General features: G+C 33.7%; 15 protein-coding genes and 1 pseudogene. 14 read left to right on the top strand and 2 right to left on the bottom strand.

Translation table 11 applies throughout. The features are described from left to right. Positions 1 to 339 precede the first annotated feature (339 nt). The 10 genes and pseudogenes from ACQY1Q_RS02540 to ACQY1Q_RS02495 all read left to right on the top strand — a co-directional run bounded on the left by ACQY1Q_RS02540 (position 340) and on the right by ACQY1Q_RS02495 (position 6,723). Positions 340 to 612, top strand: coding sequence for a TPM domain-containing protein (locus tag ACQY1Q_RS02540; RefSeq protein ID WP_431003712.1), 273 nt, complete (start codon positions 340 to 342; stop codon positions 610 to 612). 10 nt (positions 613 to 622) lie between these two features. Next, entirely contained in the window at positions 623 to 727 is a 105-nt protein-coding gene (locus tag ACQY1Q_RS02535; protein WP_431003717.1) for a TPM domain-containing protein, read from the top strand. Positions 728 to 780: 53 nt separating this feature from the next. Further along, positions 781 to 1,047: a hypothetical protein gene (locus ACQY1Q_RS02530; RefSeq protein ID WP_431003711.1), complete on the top strand. Its 267-nt coding sequence runs from the start codon at positions 781 to 783 to the stop codon at positions 1,045 to 1,047. 38 nt (positions 1,048 to 1,085) lie between these two features. Then, positions 1,086 to 2,009 carry an NAD-dependent epimerase/dehydratase family protein gene (locus ACQY1Q_RS02525; RefSeq protein ID WP_431003710.1) on the top strand — a complete coding sequence of 308 codons (924 nt, stop codon included), beginning with the start codon at positions 1,086 to 1,088 and terminating at the stop codon, positions 2,007 to 2,009. Between the two features lie 146 nt (positions 2,010 to 2,155). Continuing rightward, positions 2,156 to 2,995 carry a bifunctional helix-turn-helix domain-containing protein/methylated-DNA--[protein]-cysteine S-methyltransferase gene (locus tag ACQY1Q_RS02520; protein ID WP_431003709.1) on the top strand — a complete coding sequence of 280 codons (840 nt, stop codon included), beginning with the start codon at positions 2,156 to 2,158 and terminating at the stop codon, positions 2,993 to 2,995. A gap of 81 nt (positions 2,996 to 3,076) precedes the next feature. Next, complete coding sequence (locus ACQY1Q_RS02515; RefSeq protein ID WP_431003708.1) at positions 3,077 to 3,799, top strand: alpha/beta fold hydrolase; 723 nt, start codon at positions 3,077 to 3,079, stop codon at positions 3,797 to 3,799. 2 nt (positions 3,800 to 3,801) lie between these two features. Next, positions 3,802 to 4,515 (top strand): 2OG-Fe(II) oxygenase, encoded by a 714-nt coding sequence (locus ACQY1Q_RS02510; protein ID WP_431003707.1) that lies wholly within the window; start codon positions 3,802 to 3,804, stop codon positions 4,513 to 4,515. 2 nt (positions 4,516 to 4,517) lie between these two features. Beyond that, positions 4,518 to 4,763: an Ada metal-binding domain-containing protein gene (locus ACQY1Q_RS02505; protein WP_431003706.1), complete on the top strand. Its 246-nt coding sequence runs from the start codon at positions 4,518 to 4,520 to the stop codon at positions 4,761 to 4,763. Next, positions 4,750 to 5,358 (top strand): annotated as a pseudogene (locus tag ACQY1Q_RS02500) (alpha-ketoglutarate-dependent dioxygenase AlkB family protein). Before ACQY1Q_RS02505 ends, ACQY1Q_RS02500 begins: the two are co-directional and overlap by 14 nt. Positions 5,359 to 5,997: 639 nt before the next feature. Further along, on the top strand, positions 5,998 to 6,723 hold the full coding sequence (locus ACQY1Q_RS02495; protein ID WP_431003705.1) for an SDR family NAD(P)-dependent oxidoreductase: 726 nt from the start codon (positions 5,998 to 6,000) through the stop codon (positions 6,721 to 6,723). 7 nt (positions 6,724 to 6,730) lie between these two features. On the opposite strand, the gene ACQY1Q_RS02490 is transcribed toward ACQY1Q_RS02495, so the two are convergent. Both ACQY1Q_RS02490 and ACQY1Q_RS02485 read right to left on the bottom strand, forming a co-directional pair. Beyond that, positions 6,731 to 7,474, bottom strand: coding sequence for a LytR/AlgR family response regulator transcription factor (locus ACQY1Q_RS02490; protein WP_431003704.1), 744 nt, complete (start codon positions 7,472 to 7,474; stop codon positions 6,731 to 6,733). Between the two features lie 302 nt (positions 7,475 to 7,776). Then, the gene (locus ACQY1Q_RS02485; protein WP_431003703.1) at positions 7,777 to 8,517 is read right to left on the bottom strand and encodes a DUF6261 family protein; all 741 of its coding nucleotides are present in this window, start codon (positions 8,515 to 8,517) and stop codon (positions 7,777 to 7,779) included. Between the two features lie 1,168 nt (positions 8,518 to 9,685). Here ACQY1Q_RS02485 and ACQY1Q_RS02480 point away from each other — a divergent pair. From ACQY1Q_RS02480 to ACQY1Q_RS02465, 4 genes are read left to right on the top strand one after another with little or no spacing between them, the layout of a single operon-like run. After that, positions 9,686 to 12,154, top strand: a complete 2,469-nt coding sequence (locus ACQY1Q_RS02480) for a type I restriction-modification system subunit M (RefSeq protein ID WP_431003702.1) — start codon at positions 9,686 to 9,688, stop codon at positions 12,152 to 12,154. Between the two features lie 31 nt (positions 12,155 to 12,185). Next, positions 12,186 to 13,388 carry a restriction endonuclease subunit S gene (locus ACQY1Q_RS02475; protein WP_431003701.1) on the top strand — a complete coding sequence of 401 codons (1,203 nt, stop codon included), beginning with the start codon at positions 12,186 to 12,188 and terminating at the stop codon, positions 13,386 to 13,388. A gap of 13 nt (positions 13,389 to 13,401) precedes the next feature. Then, on the top strand, positions 13,402 to 15,213 hold the full coding sequence (locus tag ACQY1Q_RS02470) for an McrB family protein (protein WP_431003700.1): 1,812 nt from the start codon (positions 13,402 to 13,404) through the stop codon (positions 15,211 to 15,213). Between the two features lie 2 nt (positions 15,214 to 15,215). After that, entirely contained in the window at positions 15,216 to 16,511 is a 1,296-nt protein-coding gene (locus ACQY1Q_RS02465) for a 5-methylcytosine restriction system specificity protein McrC (RefSeq protein ID WP_431003699.1), read from the top strand. Position 16,512 lies beyond the last annotated feature (1 nt).

Genomic DNA, 16,512 nt, shown 5'->3' with positions numbered 1-16,512 from the left:
TATCATAACCTTACTCTACGCTTTTTCTTTCTGGTTTTTATTACTAAATTTAAACAATTGCTAACTTAAGACGTATATAATTTATTGCTAGTTCTAGCCTACTTACGAAAATCCTCGCGGATTTTCTATTCGGTTTTGTTTGCTAAATTACGTGCTAAACCACGCAACAAACCATATACAAACACGTTGTACATAATACAAATGTAACTAATTTTTCAAATAATATTACTCGCTTTTTTTATCATTTCTAGTTGTAAATCTAAACAGATTGATAAAAACGAATCAATTTCAAAAGCATCAAAAGTTGAGTTTACGTAATTCGATTTAGGAGGAAATGATTTGCCAAAACTCAAACGAGAAGTAAACGATTATGAATTTATTTTCACACTTGAACAGTTAGAAAAATTGACTCTAATAATTCGTGAGTTTGAAAAAGAAACAACTAATCAAATTACTGTAGTTTCAATAGGCTCAATTGGAAAATATACTGATTTTGACCAATTCGCAATTGATTTATCGAATTACAATGGAATTGGACAAAAGGAAAAAGATAACGGACTGACAGTTGTTTTCAGTAAAAACTTAAAAAAATGCGAATCTCAACAGGTTTAGGGACTAAAAAATATTAACAGACGAAATCTGTAAGAATGTAATTGACCAAATAATTATTCCTGAATTCAAAAATGGAGAATATTACAACGGAATTGAAAAGGGGTTTTGGAATTAATCGAAAAATGGAAATAAAAAGTACTGTATACAACAAGATGTATAATTAATAAGATGATTGAATTAAACATAAAAACTAAAGAGCATTTTGACTTATATCTTTTTGATTCAACACTATACTCAGACGTGCCTTCTGATATTGATATAGCTATCATTTACGAGAAGAGTTTTATTAGTATTCAAGAAGTAATAGAGTTTCATTTCGAATTATTGAATGATTTATCAACCAAATCAAAGATGAAAATTGATACAATTCTGCTTTCCAAAGAGAAGGAAATAGAAACAAAATTTCTTTCTAATGCAAAACAGAAAAGATTATAAAACTAACCACAACAAAAAAGAAACTCACAAAATAAACTATGCAAACGATACTCGGAGCTAACGGACAAATTGCTGAAGAATTAACGCGGGAATTGTACAAGAACTATACTAAGAACATTCGGTTAGTCAGTCGAAATCCAAAAAAAGTACACGAAACCGATCAGCTCTTTCCTGCAAATTTGATGGACTCTCAATCGACTAAAAAAGCAGTTGAAGGAAGTGAAATTGCGTATTTAACAGTTGGACTTCCGATGAATTCAAAAATGTGGGAAGACCAATTCCCAACAATGATGAAAAATGTCATTGAAGCCTGTAAAAAATATAAAGTTAAATTAGTTTTCTTTGATAACACTTATATGTACGCCAAGACAAGCGAACCGCAAACCGAAGAAAGCCCATTTGTTCCTATAGGACGCAAATCAATAGTAAGAGCAAAAATGTCCGAAATGCTCTTAAATGAAATCAACAATAAAACCATTGAAGCCGTTATATGCAGAGCACCTGAATTTTACGGACCGAATAAAACGCAAAGCATAACCAATACTTTGATTTTTGACAGCATTCAACAAAACAAAAAACTCAAAGTTCCTTTAAAAGTTAACACCAAAAGGACTTTGATTTGGACACCTGATGCAAGTCGCGCAATGGCTTTGATTGGAAACTCCTCAGATACATATAATCAAACTTGGCATTTACCGTGTGATGATAGCCGTCCGACTTACAAGGAATTGATTGACCTGACTTCTAAAATTTACGGAAAGGAATTTGCATATTCAGTCGTTAAAATGTGGCAGTTTAAAATTGGCAGCTTATTTATCAAAAAACTGAAAGAACTTCAGGAATTACTTCCTCGCTATAAATACGATAACATTTTTAGTTCTGATAAATTCAAAAAGAAATTTCCCGACTTCAAAGTAACTTCCTTTGAAAATGGAATAAACCAAATAAAAGCAGAACAATAAAACCTGCACACAACAATGGTTATACGAGACCATTTGCTACAATCTGAAAAACTGTCTGTGCAAAAAACACTTTTGTAGAACATCGCAAGTTTCGGATTTTATAAAAGTAAAACCATTCGGACATTTGTAGTATAAGATTCAGAGAAATGGAAGCACAAAACCAAATCAATTACCATCGAATTGCAGATGCGATTGAATACATTAAAACAAACTTCAAATCACAACCCAGCCTGGATGAAGTTGCGGAAAAAGTACACATCAGCCCTGCTCACTTTCAACGAATGTTTATCGATTGGGCAGGAATAAGTCCGAAAAAATTCCTGCAATTTATCAGTGTAGAACACGCCAAAAAAATTCTGCAAGAAGAACAAGCAACATTGTTTGATACTGCTTTTGAAACAGGACTTTCCAGTACAAGTAGATTGCACGATTTATTTATAAGTATTGAGGGAATGACACCTGCCGAATACAAAAAAGGCGGAAAAAATCTGCAAATCAACTACAGTTTTGCTGAAAGTCCGTTTGGAAGTTTAATCGTTGCTTCCACATCCAAAGGTATTTGCTATATGGCTTTTGAAGACAATGAAGCAATTGCATTGCAAAACCTTCGAGTAAAATTCCCTAATGCCGCCTTTCAAAGAAAATTAGATTTGATGCAACAAAACGCTCTGTTTATTTTTCAAAACGATTGGAGCAAACTTAATGAAATTAAGTTACACCTAAAAGGGACCGATTTTCAATTGAAAGTTTGGGAAAGTCTGCTCAAAATACCTATGGGAAGTCTATCAACTTATGGAAATTTAGCCGAAAAAATTGGTAATCCAAACGCTTCCAGAGCTGTTGGAACTGCCATAGGAAGTAATCCCGTAGCTTACCTAATCCCTTGCCACAGAGTTATCCAGTCTACAGGAAACTTTGGAGGTTATATGTGGGGCAATACTCGAAAAACAGCCATTATCGGTTGGGAGGCTGCCAAAAATCAATAATTTTTGAATACCGCAAGTTTCGGATTTTTTCAAGCGAGTACAAAATCAATCTTTGTAACTCAATAATCTAAATTATTAACTATGAAAACATTTATTTTAATCCATGGTTCTTGGCACAGTGCTTGGAACTGGCATAAAGTAGTGCCCATATTAGAAAACCAAGGTCATAAAGTTTATGCCATCGATTTGCCCGGAATGGGGCGTGACAAAACTCCTATTAAAGATATCACCCTAAAATCTAGCGTTGAAGAACTTTGTAAGCTTATTGACAGTATTGAGGAAAAAGTAGTTTTGGTAGGACATAGCAAAAACGGGATTATGATTTCGCAAGTTGCCGAATACCGTCCTGAAAAAATTGAGAAATTAATCTATCTGGCTGCTTACTTGATTCCTAATGGTAAAACGCAAGCAGATTATTCTTCCCAAGACGTAAACGGAGTGCTTAAACCCTATGTAACAAGATATCCAGAGACCAACTCACATACCTTGCAACCCGAAATTTATAAAGAAGGTTTGTACCACGATTGTGATGATGATATTTATCAAATGGCAAGAATGATATTGGGTCACGAAAGTGTATTAACTGGAAATACACCTTTAGAGTTGACAGAAGAAAATTATGGAAGTGTACCAAGATTTTATATAGAGTGTACAGAAGATAAGGCCGTAACACCCTTTATACAGCAGAAGATGTATGAGGAGACTCCTTGTGAAAAAGTATATAAAATGCAGACAAGTCATTCACCTTTTTTTAGCAAACCCCAAGAATTGTGTGCTATTTTTTTAGAAATAGCCCATCATTAACAATGAAAGCCATAATTGATAATATAAACAAAGCTGATTGGCATTTAGTAACAGAAGAAATGCACCAGAACGGTTACGCGATTGTACCAAAATTACTTTCCGACGAACAGTGTGATATGCTGAAAGCCAATTACGACAACCCAAATTTGTATCGAAAAACGGTGGTAATGGAACGTTATCGCTTTGGTTTGGGCGAATACAAATATTTCAATTATCCTTTGCCCGACATCATTCAAACTGTTCGGGCAAATATATATCCTAAATTGGCACCAATCGCCAATACATGGTTTAAGGCACTGAAAATTGACATTCAGTTTCCGTTAAGTCATTCAGAATTATTAGATAAATGCCATAAAAATGGCCAAGAAAAAGCCACTGTTTTGATTTTAAAATACCACAAAGGCGGATTCAACACTTTACATCAGGATTTGTATGGTGCTATTTATTTTCCTATTCAAATAGTCTTTGTTTTGGATGAACCTGATACGGATTTTACAGGCGGAGAATTTATTATAACACAACAAATTCCTAGAGCACAATCCAAAGCCATTGTACTGAAACCGAAAAAAGGCGATGTATTGATTTTTACCACCAATTTTAAACCTCAAAAAGGAAGTAAAGGATATTATCGGGTACATATGAAACACGGAGTCAGTGAAGTGAAATCAGGAAACCGACATACGCTGGGTATTATTTTTCATGATGCAGTAAGTTAGTTATGCAACATCACAGTGAAATATCTTATAGTGATTTACACCGTAAAATCAGGCAACAAGAAGTCCGTTTTGGAGGAAACAAGAAACTGAAAATTTACGGATTGTTAAGTTGTAAATCAGGCAAGCGAATGAAACGGGAAAACAGAGTTTTCTTTTCAACAGAAAAAGAAGCCATTGAAAATGGTTTTAGACCTTGCGGGCATTGCATGAAAAGCCAATATAACAAATGGAAAAATGGATTTATTTAACCTAGCTATAGACAAAACAAAAAATTGGTTACCACAAGATGGAACAATTAATTATTATGGGCAAATTTTAACCAAACAACAAGCAGATTTCTATTTCGAACAACTTTTGAAGACCATAGAATGGCGAAATGATGAGGCTATTATTTTTGGAAAGAGAATCATTACCAAACGCAAAGTGGCTTGGTATGGCGATAAACCATATAAATACACTTATTCCAATACCTCTAAATATGCTTTGCCTTGGACTAAGGAATTGTTGGAGTTAAAACAGTTAGCAGAACAAGAAACAAAAGAAACGTTCAATTCGTGTTTACTCAATTTGTATCACAGTGGAAACGAAGGAATGGCTTGGCATAGTGATTCCGAAACCGATTTAAAAAAAGACGAAGCCATTGGCTCATTAAGTTTTGGAGCAGAATGAAAATTTGCCTTTAAACACAAACAATCCAAAGAAAAAATAGCACTGATTTTACAACATGGAAGCCTTTTAGTAATGAAAGATACCACCCAAACATATTGGTTACACCAACTTCCTCCTACCAAAAAAGTAACGACATCAAGAGTGAATTTGACGTTCAGAACGATTGAAGAATAAAAGAGCTGTACCTAATAATGTGTATAAGCAGGAAAACGACAATAATATGAAAAACATTCTCTTTTACGTGGAATCCTAAAATTGCGTCCACTCTCTCTAAAATTTCATTTGAATTTTCATGTTTGCATATTTGCAAAGTTACATACCTCACTCAACTACTCATATACAGCATCATTAGATTAAATAATTACAATAAAAATACCTGATTAGATGTTGAAACGGAATTATCGTTCTTAAAAATTAAAAATCTCCTTTCCTAGCAGAAAGGAGATATCCCTTAAATATTAGCAGAATGTATTGTATCTGTAACTCTAATACAAACACTCTGCAATTTAGATAAAATAACTTCAATTTCTTGTAAGGGGTATCCCTAAAAATAAGCTCAGGGTTTTCCCTTAGCCCGCTACCTATAAACCATTAGAAACAAAAAAGCTCTCCGAAGAGAGCTAAAAACTAAAAACCAATTTAAAAATCTAATAATGAAAAAACTTTTTTATAAAGGTACAGCTAAAATCCTTTTAAATCACATTAAATAAGTTAATTATCCTTAGGTGTTTAGGTGAATACATGAAATCTATAGACGAATGGTTTTTAACCTTAAGTTAACATACCATTACTATTTTAAGTATATTTACATTTATGAACATAGTAGTTATTACAGGAGGCAGTAAAGGCATAGGAAAGGCCTTAGCCAAAATGTATGCTTCAAAGCATTATAAAGTATATACTTTGTCAAGAAGCATAATCAACATACAAAATGTTACACAAATTGCTGTTGACTTAAGTGAGTTTAGCGAGGTAAAAACTCAATTTTACATGTTGTTAGATGAACTTAAAAAGCTTACCATTACCTCTATTACCCTAATTAACAATGCCGGAAGATTGGGTAGCATTGGCAATATAGAAAATAGTACACCTGACGATATTGCTAAAACCATTCAGCTAAATACCACTACCCCTATGGTATTATCCAGTATGTTTATCAACTTTACCAAGCAGCTTACCTGTAAAAAACAATTGATTAATATATCATCCGGTGCTGCTGTGAAGCCCTATGAAGGTTGGAGCGTATATTGTACCTCTAAAGCGGCCATAGACATGTTTACCAAAACCATAGCTATAGAACAAGAAAATAGTAAAAACGGTGTAAAATGTATGTCGTTATACCCTGGGGTAGTAGACACTTGCATGCAGGCACAAATAAGAAATACACCGGAAAGTGATTTTAAAAACCTACAGCGTTTTATTGATTTAAAAGAAAATGATCAACTATATACTACCGATTATGTTGCTGAAGTAATTTATAAAATAGATACTGAAAATTTACTACCTAACGGAGCCATTTTTGACATTAGAAACCTATAGCAAAACTTTACCTGAAAATAGTATTATCTTTTATAAAAGCGTTTTTATAACGCTCACTAAAAGGTATTTGCTCACCATCATGCAAAATAATTAAGTTATCTTCAAAGTAAATCTCTTTAATCTTTTTTACGTTAATTAAATAATTGCGGTGTACCTGTCTAAAATCAGGATTACTCAACATTTCTTTAAGTTTGGTTAATGACAACTTTATTAAATACACTCCGTCATTACACGCCAAACTACAATATTTTTCTTTCACCTCAATGTAGTTAATACAATCTACATCAACCTTAACCACACTCCTCTTTTTCTTAATAAATAAGTAAGCAGGACTCAATACAGCATTCTTATCATTAAAACTAATACTGTTAGATTGTTGGTAGCAAGATTCTATAGCTAATTCTAATGAATACAAAAGCTCAAGCTCATTATACGGTTTTAATAAATATACCATTGGATTGGTAAGTTTAGCCTCATCAAAAACCGCCTTACTTTGCATACTGGTTAAAAATAAAAACGGAATGTTTACCCCTTGCCTATTCATGCGCTGTGCTAACTCAATTCCCTCAGGCTTTCCGTCTATCATAATATCTAAGATAATTACATCAAAAAAGCGATTTTTAATCTCTTTTTCTGCCTCAGCAGCATTACTAACCCTAACAACCTCATAGTTATTAGACTCTAAAAAAGAAATCAAATCAGTAGCTTCCTTATCTAAATCTTCCAGTAGTAATAGTCTCAGTGTATTCATACCATAAAAATAAAGTTAATTTACGTACAAAACCAAATTTTGTACGTCTTTGTGCTAATATTTCATGTATTTATTTGTTTTTCTGTGCATTACTTTATTTCCTTACTAATTATCAGGGTTACTAAAAACAACGTATTAAAAAAAGGCTGTTTATACTATGATAAACAGCCTCAACTCTACAAATGAGAAAACTAAATAGCGCACAGGTACCCCCATACCTGTAGGCACACTCTTTACTTAGTTACCAACACCATTGGGCTAAGCTTTTATATTTTTTTGCTTATTATTTGTTTTATAACAACCTATAATGCTTCTTCTGTAGGCTCTGTAGGCGTTGTTCCACCGGTTGTGGTTCTGTTATCTATTAGCTGATTGTATTGTGTAGTTAGCACCGCTAGCTTATCCAGTAATTTGGCATAAGCATCATTAGCACTTAATACCTTGTGCGCCTCTATATGAGCAATTAACGCTCTAAATGCTTCAGAAGCCTCAATTCTATATTCCGGAATACTCTCAAACGGATTCTCTGCCACATCACCTACTCTTTCAATATACTTTTGAGAAAACGCAGTATTCTCCAGTTTTAATTTAGCAAACCAATCGGTTATGGCTAAAACAGTAGTAGCTTCTTGCAATGTTTGTCTGGTTTCTATATCGCGTACCAAATTATCTAAACTTGCCGTTTCTTCCTGATAATTCTTGCGGGCAATACTGGTACCATATACTTCAATGGCTTTTAGTAATTTTTGCGCAGCGGCGGCCTTACTTTCATCAAAATGGTAGGTATAACCTTCTACTACAAAGCGTATGCCTACTATGGTACGGTCTCTTACAGTATCTAAATCTACCAATTCCTGAGAAAGCTCACTACCTGCCTGCTGTTTATAAGCAGCCTCTATTTTGGCGGTTTTAAGGGTTAAGCTTTGGGTTGGTTCTGTAAGTAGTAAAACATCTACATCTTGTGCTTTTACCAGTTCCAGTACATCTTTCATATACTGTAAATACTCACCATGACGGTAACGTGTTAAATACGGACTTATCATAACATCTGTTTTTAAAATTAGCAATGTATTTTTGTTTGAAAGCAATCTTTATATTCAAAAAAGAAGTATAACTACTTTCATAGCAGCGGCAAGATAAAAAACAAACTCCTGACTCACAAAACATTTCGTGTTAAGAAGTTCTTAAAACTATAAACTAACAAAATTCTACAATACTAACTTTATTCTAAAAACAGTAAACAGTAAACGGGTATCAATTTTGAATTATCAATTTTGAATTATCAATTTTGAATTTTGAATATCCAACTAAATTGCCAACCTCTAACTCTTAACTTCTAACTTCCAAAAAACAGATTGCCACACTCTGTAAACTCCGTTCGCAATGGCGAGAATCTAGTATCAGTAAACAGGTATCAATTATCAGGCATCAACCTTAACTCCTAACAAAACTACCCGACATTGCGAAGAAGTGGCAACGACTGAAGCAATCTTCTTCTCATTAAATCCAAATACAGCAGTAAACAATTATGAATTATCAATTTTGAATCTCCAATTCCTAACTTCTAACTCCTAATTCCTTATTCCTTACCCCTAGCTTCTAACTACCTTTTATAGCTTCCTGCATGGTGCAGGACGATTTTGTACCCTCTACAGAGCTTCCTGCACGGTGCAGGACGATTTTGTACTCACTACAGAGGCTCCTGCACGGTGCAGGACTATTTTGTATCCACTACAGAGGCTCCTGCATGGTGCAGGACGATTTTGTACCCTCTACAGAGCTTCCTGCACGGTGCAGGACGGTTTTGTACTCACTACAGAGGCTCCTGCATGGTGCAGGGCGGTTTTGTATTCACTACAGAGCTTCCTGCATGGTGCAGGGCGGTTTTACCCTTGGCTCTTAGCTTAAACAAGTATCAATTATCAATTAGGAATTATCAATTAGGAATTAGGAATTTCAACTTTTAACTTCTAACTCCTAACTCCTAACTCCTAACTTCAAACTTCAAACTTCAAACTCCTAACTCCAACTTCTACGTTCCTGCTTCATAATTCCATGGTATTTTCTATGATAATCTATTTAAAAAAGATATTTTTGACTCCACTGTCTTAAACTAGCGGCACGGCAAAGGTTCCGCATTTATTTTTAGAACTATTAAAAAGATAAAAGGCAGGTACTTATACAATATAAAACATCTTACGAAGGTAAAAAATGGCAATAAAAAAATCAGAGTTATATAGCTCATTATGGGCAAGTTGTGATGAATTGAGAGGCGGAATGGATGCAAGCCAATACAAAGATTATGTATTGGTGATGCTCTTTTTAAAATACATAAGCGATAAATGGGCAGGGCAACCCTATGCTCCTATTACGATTCCTGAAGGAGCCAGTTTTAAAGATATGATTGCTTTAAAAGGGAAAACCGACATAGGCGATCAAATTAATAAAAAGATTATTAGCCCTATTGCAGAGGCCAATAATTTATCGGACATGCCCGATTTTAATGACGTGACCAAACTGGGTAGCGGTAAAGAAATGGTGGACCGATTGACCAATTTGATTGCTATCTTTCAAAAACCTGAACTCGATTTTAGTAAAAACAAGGCGGAGGGTGATGATATTTTGGGCGATGCCTACGAATATTTAATGCGCCACTTTGCTACCGAAAGCGGAAAAAGTAAAGGTCAATTTTATACGCCTGCCGAAGTAAGCCGAATTATGGCTAAAATTATTGGCATTGATAAAGTTGCTACCACAGCCGAAACCACGGTGTATGACCCTGCTTGTGGTTCGGGTTCTTTGTTATTAAAAATTAGTGATGTAGCCAAAGGCAATGTTACTTTATACGGACAAGAAAAGGACGCAGCCACCTCGGGTTTGGCTCGTATGAACATGATTTTGCACAACAATCCTTATGCGGAAATTAAACAAGGGAACACCTTAGCCAATCCTTTGTTTACCAATAAAGACGACGATACGTTAAAAACCTTCGATTTTGTGGTTGCCAATCCTCCTTTTAGCGACAAACGCTGGAGCAATGGATTGAATTTACCGGAAGATTATCCTTATAACCGTTTTCAAGACTATGGCACACCGCCTGAAAAGAACGGAGATTATGCTTTTTTACTGCATATTGTTCGTTCGTTAAAACGACACGGTAAAGGAGCGGTTATTTTACCCCATGGTGTGTTGTTTCGTGGCAATGCCGAAGCTGAAATACGCATGAACCTGATTAAAAAAGGCTACATAAAAGGCATTATAGGCTTGCCAGCCAACTTGTTTTATGGTACGGGTATTCCGGCTTGTATTATTTTGATTGACAAAGAAAATGCCCAAAACCGCAAAGGTATTTTTATGATAGATGCGGGTAAAGGGTTTATAAAAGACGGGAATAAAAACCGCTTGCGCGAACAAGACATTCATAGAATAGCCGATGTATTTAACAACCAACAGCCTATTATTGGCTATAGTCGCATGGTGAACATTAGTGAAATAGAAGCCAATGAGTATAACCTTAACATACCGCGCTATATAGAAAGCCAAGAAACGGAAGACTTGCAAGATATAGCCGCGCACTTATTAGGGGGGATTCCTATGGCTGATATTGATGCGCTGGCTCCTTTTTGGGCAGTGTATCCTACTTTAAAAAGTGCGTTGTTTACCCCTAGCGAAAGACCCGATTATTTGGATTTGAAAGTAAGCAAAGAGGCTATTAAAAACACCATTTTTGACCATCCTGAATTTGTGGCTTTTAGTACGCAAATGGACACGCTTTTTGAGACTTGGAAAACAAAAAATACGAGTCTTTTAAAAGATTTAGTTATTGGGTTTAACCCCAAAGAACTCATTCATACGCTCTCTGAAGATTTGTTAGCACACTATTATAACAAACCTTTGATAGATGCTTATGACATGTACCAACATTTGATGACTTATTGGTTTGACGTGATGCAAGACGATGCCTACCTGATTACCCAAGACGGTTGGAAAGCCACCACCTACAGAATACTGGTAGAAAACAAACAAAAGAAACTGATAGACAAAGGTTGGACGTGTGATTTAGTACCCAAAGACCTAGTGATAGACCGTTATTTTACCCCCGAAAAAGAAGCCTTAGAAGCCTTGCAAGCCGACAAAGAAACCCTAAGCAGTGCTTTAACCGAACTGGAAGAAGAACACAGCGGTGAAGACGGTTATTTTGCCGAAATGGAAAAAGTAAACAAAGCGAATGTAACGGCTCGTAGTAAAGAATTGAAAGCAGAAATGTCACTTCGAGCGCAGTCGAGAAGCGGAGCGGAGTCAAAAAGTGATAACCATAAGCAAATGGAAGAAGAACTGGCTGTTTTAAAACACTACCTCACGTTAACCGAAAAGCTAAGCGCTACCAACAAAAAAATAAAAGAAGCCGAACTGGCCTTAGATATTGCACTCTATGCCCAATACCCTACCTTAACCGAAAACGAAGTAAAACAACTGGTGGTGGATGAAAAGTGGATGCAAACCCTAGCCACAGCCATAAAAACGGAAATAGACCACATTAGCCAACAACTAACCAACCGTGTTACCACACTAGCCGAACGCTACGAAAAACCTTTACCTGTTATTGAGCAAGAAGTAGCTAGCTTAGAAAGTAAAGTGAATGCACATTTACAAAAAATGGGATTTGTATGGAAATCGTAAGATTCGTGAACTCCTTAAACAAAAAATTAAAATGAATAAACAACTAAAAAAAGGCTATAAACAAACAGAAATTGGTTTGATTCCTGAGGATTGGGTTTGCGTTAATATGGGCGATGTTGGCAAAACAATAATTGGTCTTACATACTCACCTAATGATGTTAGGGATTATGGTACTTTAGTTTTAAGATCATCAAATATTCAGCAAAACAAATTAAAGTATGATAACAATGTCTTTGTCGAAATGGATTTACCTCAAAGAGTAATTGTAAGAGAAAATGATATATTAATTTGTGTTCGTAACGGCAGTAAGCACCTTATTGGTAAATGTGCTTTAATTGATAAAAATGCAGAAGGATATGCATTTGGAGCTTTTATGTCTATTTATAGAAGTGAATTTTCAAAATTTATTTTTTATTCATTTCAAAGTAACATTATCCAAAAGCAGATTGATGAGACTATGGGAGCTACAATCAATCAATTAACAAATAAAAATCTAGCTGAATTTCAAATCCCACTCCCACCACTTCCAGAACAACAAGCCATTGCTACCATACTAACCGATACAGATAACCTTATCAATAGCCTAACACAACAACTCGATAAAAAAAGAGCTATTAAACAAGGGGCTATGCAAGAATTGTTGAAACCAAAAGAGGACTGGGAAGTGAAGACTTTGGGGGAAATTGGAGAAGGTATTATAGGTCTCACTTATTCCCCTAATGATGTCAAAAAATCTGGAACTTTAGTTTTGAGGTCATCAAATGTACAAAATGGTTATTTATCATTTGAAGATAATGTATTTGTAGAAATGAATTTACCAGAAAGAATTATTGTAAAAGAGAATGATATATTAATTTGTGTACGAAACGGAAGCAAAAGACTAATAGGAAAATGTGCTTTAATTGATAAGAAAACAGAAGGAAGTGCGTTTGGTGCATTTATGACTATTTATAGAAGTCAATATTCAAAGTATATTTTCTATGTATTTCAAAGTCATTACATTCAAAGACAAATTGATGAAGTTATGGGTGCAACAATCAATCAAATAACAAATAAAGATTTAAATTCTTTTGAAGTCCCTTTTCCACCAATTGAAGAGCAAACCCGTATTGCTACGATCCTATCTGATATGGATGTAGAAATAGCGAAATTAGAAGAAAAGTTAGCCAAATATAGAGTGGTAAAACAAGGTTTAATGCAACAGTTGTTAACGGGTAACATACGAGTGGTGTAAAAAGAAATAAGAAATGGAAAAAAAAGAATTGTTGAAATGTATTCATTTTTTTAAAACAATAAAAGTGGTAGAACAAGAAGTAACCACAGAAGAAGAAAAAGCGCAGCATTATAAAGTAGTTAAGGTAACCTACATCTACAAAGAACAATCTTATACAACAAAAAAGCTATACTATAAACATATTTTACACCAAGAGGAAGTTAAGAATCCTCAAAACATTATTACTTATTTTGGAGAAAATGTTTTTTGGTTAGATTATGAAAAACACGACTGGCCAAAAGGAAGAGGCGAAGCCGAATTGGAAAAAACCATAATAGATGAAATGGCTGAAGAGAGTGATACCGCCTTTAAAGAACTTTTAAAAAGTATAGCAAACAATAATAAAACAGGGTATATTCAACTCATTACTGCTGAAGGTAAAACAAACCAATACCACCATAACCTTGAAAACAATAACCACTGGCACGATATTATTTTACTAATTCAAGAAATTATTAATAAAAAAGGGGCAAAAGTTCACAAACGCTTTTTTTCTAGATTGGTATTTAGGTGGGACGGCAATAAAAATACCGTTAGAGAACGCTCTTCACTAGCTAAAGAAGCAGAAAATACTAGCCGTGCCTTCATAGATAATTTATACAAAAATATAGCCTCAATACAACATATATTTACCACTATGGAACTGAATGACTTATTAATACATAAGAAACAAATTATTTTACAAGGACCTCCTGGCACTGGAAAAACGCGTAAAGCTAAAGATATAGCAGAACAACTTATTTTTAACGAAATAAGTAACGATAAAGAAAAACAGAAACTTGCTCTTGAAAATTCTGAGCAATTTAAAATTATACAGTTTCATCCTGCATATTCTTATGAAGACTTTGTGCGTGGTATTGTAGTAAGTACTGATACGGGTAGTACTCCTGAATACAAAACAGTAAATAAAATTTTAGGAGAATTTGCTAAAAAAGCTAACGAAAGTAATTTACAAGGTGGTAATGATGATTTTGATAAAGCTTGGTTTGCCTTAGTAGAAGATATAAACAACGGAATCGTTACTAAAATAGGAAGTAGTGATGTTGAAGTAGATATAAATACTCAGGGCAATATTAGATTTAAGTCGCCCGTTGCCACCTATGAAAAGACTTACGAACTTTATAAAGTTGGTAAAACGGACTTAAAATATGAAACCTATAATAAAATTGTTCTTAACTATTTAAAAGATAGTGCTAACAAATATAAATTGAAAGATTATATACCTCCAAAATCAATAAACTCAACCAAACCTTATATTTTAATAATAGATGAAATTAATCGTGCTAATTTGCCTGTCGTTTTGGGTGAATTAATTTATGCCTTAGAATATCGAGGTGAGAAAGTAGAAAGTATGTATGCAACACTAGAAGAAGGCAATACATTAATTTTACCATCTAATCTTTACATCATAGGCACAATGAATACATCTGACCGAAGTATTGGGCACATTGATTATGCCATTCGCAGAAGGTTTGCTTTTATAGATGTTTTACCAAAAATTTTAGAAGGAGATGCATTTGAACTAGAATTATTCAAACAAGTTTCTACTCTTTTTGTTGAAAACTTTGACGAATATGTAAAAGACAATACTGTACCATTAAAACTCTCAGAACATTTATCGGAAGAATTTAGACCTGAAGATGTTTGGTTAGGGCATAGTTATTTTATAAAAGGAAAAGAAGATTTTTCTTTAAGAAAAAAATATGAAATTATTCCCATTTTAAAAGAGTATATAAAAGATGGCATACTTAAACAAAGTGCAACAGCAATAATTAACGCTTTATAAACATGATAATCTTAAGCGAACAATATGGCTATAAAAATCCTAAATCAATAGATACTATTGAGCGCTTTGCCGATACTTTAAAAAATAAATCTTATAGTAAAACAATACAACGTGGTAAAAATGTAGCCTATTGTTATACTATTCTCCACAACGCAAATGATACTATTCCATATCGATTCGAAACTTCTTATTTTGTTGGTGTTGATTGGATTGTAGAAAACGAATTGCCTATATATGTTAAACCAAAATTAGATGATGATGCATCGGAAGTTAATTATGTAAAAATGCTTTTTGATGTTTTAAAAGAACCGGAAAACTATAATCATCTAGATCAACTTTGTGAAATTAATTTTGAAAAACCTAGTATTTCTATTGAGCAAAATCAAGATTTACTAACTCCTTTACTACTCATTCAATACCTTAACATTTTAAAAAAGATAGTTCAGAAAGGATTAAAAAAATCGTATTATGTTGTCTCTAGAAATCTAAATGCTAAAGTGAAGGGTAAAATTTTAGTTCATGAAACCATCAAGAGAAATCATTTTAATAATAAAATGCCTTTTACGTATTGTCAATATACAGAATATGGTATAAACAGTATAGAAAATAAAGTTTTGAAAAAAGCATTATTATTTTCAATTACTGCCATGCAAAATATAAAAGGAATTGAAATTTCTTCATTAAATGGCTTAGTTAACTATATACAACCTGCATTTATAAATGTTGATAGTAACGTAACTACTGAAGAATTAAAAAATAGTAAACCTAATAAGCTTTATAAAGAATACGAACAGGCTCTAAAATTTGCTAAACATATATTAAAACGATACGGTTACAATATCTCAAATACCAACGCTTCGGTTATACAAACTCCTCCTTTTTGGATAGATATGAGTAAACTGTTTGAATTGTATGTATTTTCAAAACTTAAAGAACGTTTTACACATCATAAAGAAGTTACTTATCACAAAATATTCAATTATCTTGAACCCGATTTTATTATAAAAACAAATGACGGTAAAACGAAAATGGTTGTAGATGCTAAATATAAACCACAATATGAACATGGAACAATAAGTACAGAAGACATAAGACAAGTTAGCGGGTATGCAAGATTGAAAAAAGTATATGAGTTTTTAGAAATAGAAAAAGACAAGACTATAGATTGCCTTGTCATCTACTCCAATCAAATTGCCAGTAGAAAAGATTTCATTGGAAATAATTTCAACTTGGAGGAAGAAAAAGAATATAATAGATTTTTCAAAATTGGTATTGAATTACCAGTAAAAAATAATTAAC

The organism is Tenacibaculum sp. TC6 (genome assembly GCF_050606265.1).
Classification (GTDB): Bacteria; Bacteroidota; Bacteroidia; order Flavobacteriales; family Flavobacteriaceae; genus Polaribacter.
The sequence above is the reverse complement of the archived record's forward strand: the minus strand, read 5'-3'. Positions and strand labels throughout refer to the sequence as shown.

Bases quoted from the DNA above. Each gene is read 5' to 3' on its own strand.
- ACQY1Q_RS02515 (WP_431003708.1), top strand. From the start codon at position 3,077: ATGAAAACATTTATTTTAATCCATGGTTCTTGGCACAGTGCTTGGAAC.
- ACQY1Q_RS02485 (WP_431003703.1), bottom strand. From the start codon at position 8,517: ATGATAAGTCCGTATTTAACACGTTACCGTCATGGTGAGTATTTACAG.
- ACQY1Q_RS02520 (WP_431003709.1), top strand. From the start codon at position 2,156: ATGGAAGCACAAAACCAAATCAATTACCATCGAATTGCAGATGCGATT.
- ACQY1Q_RS02480 (WP_431003702.1), top strand. From the start codon at position 9,686: ATGGCAATAAAAAAATCAGAGTTATATAGCTCATTATGGGCAAGTTGT.
- ACQY1Q_RS02490 (WP_431003704.1), bottom strand. From the start codon at position 7,474: ATGAATACACTGAGACTATTACTACTGGAAGATTTAGATAAGGAAGCT.
- ACQY1Q_RS02530 (WP_431003711.1), top strand. From the start codon at position 781: ATGATTGAATTAAACATAAAAACTAAAGAGCATTTTGACTTATATCTT.
- ACQY1Q_RS02505 (WP_431003706.1), top strand. From the start codon at position 4,518: ATGCAACATCACAGTGAAATATCTTATAGTGATTTACACCGTAAAATC.
- ACQY1Q_RS02475 (WP_431003701.1), top strand. From the start codon at position 12,186: ATGAATAAACAACTAAAAAAAGGCTATAAACAAACAGAAATTGGTTTG.
- ACQY1Q_RS02495 (WP_431003705.1), top strand. From the start codon at position 5,998: ATGAACATAGTAGTTATTACAGGAGGCAGTAAAGGCATAGGAAAGGCC.
- ACQY1Q_RS02525 (WP_431003710.1), top strand. From the start codon at position 1,086: ATGCAAACGATACTCGGAGCTAACGGACAAATTGCTGAAGAATTAACG.
- ACQY1Q_RS02465 (WP_431003699.1), top strand. From the start codon at position 15,216: ATGATAATCTTAAGCGAACAATATGGCTATAAAAATCCTAAATCAATA.
- ACQY1Q_RS02510 (WP_431003707.1), top strand. From the start codon at position 3,802: ATGAAAGCCATAATTGATAATATAAACAAAGCTGATTGGCATTTAGTA.
- ACQY1Q_RS02470 (WP_431003700.1), top strand. From the start codon at position 13,402: ATGGAAAAAAAAGAATTGTTGAAATGTATTCATTTTTTTAAAACAATA.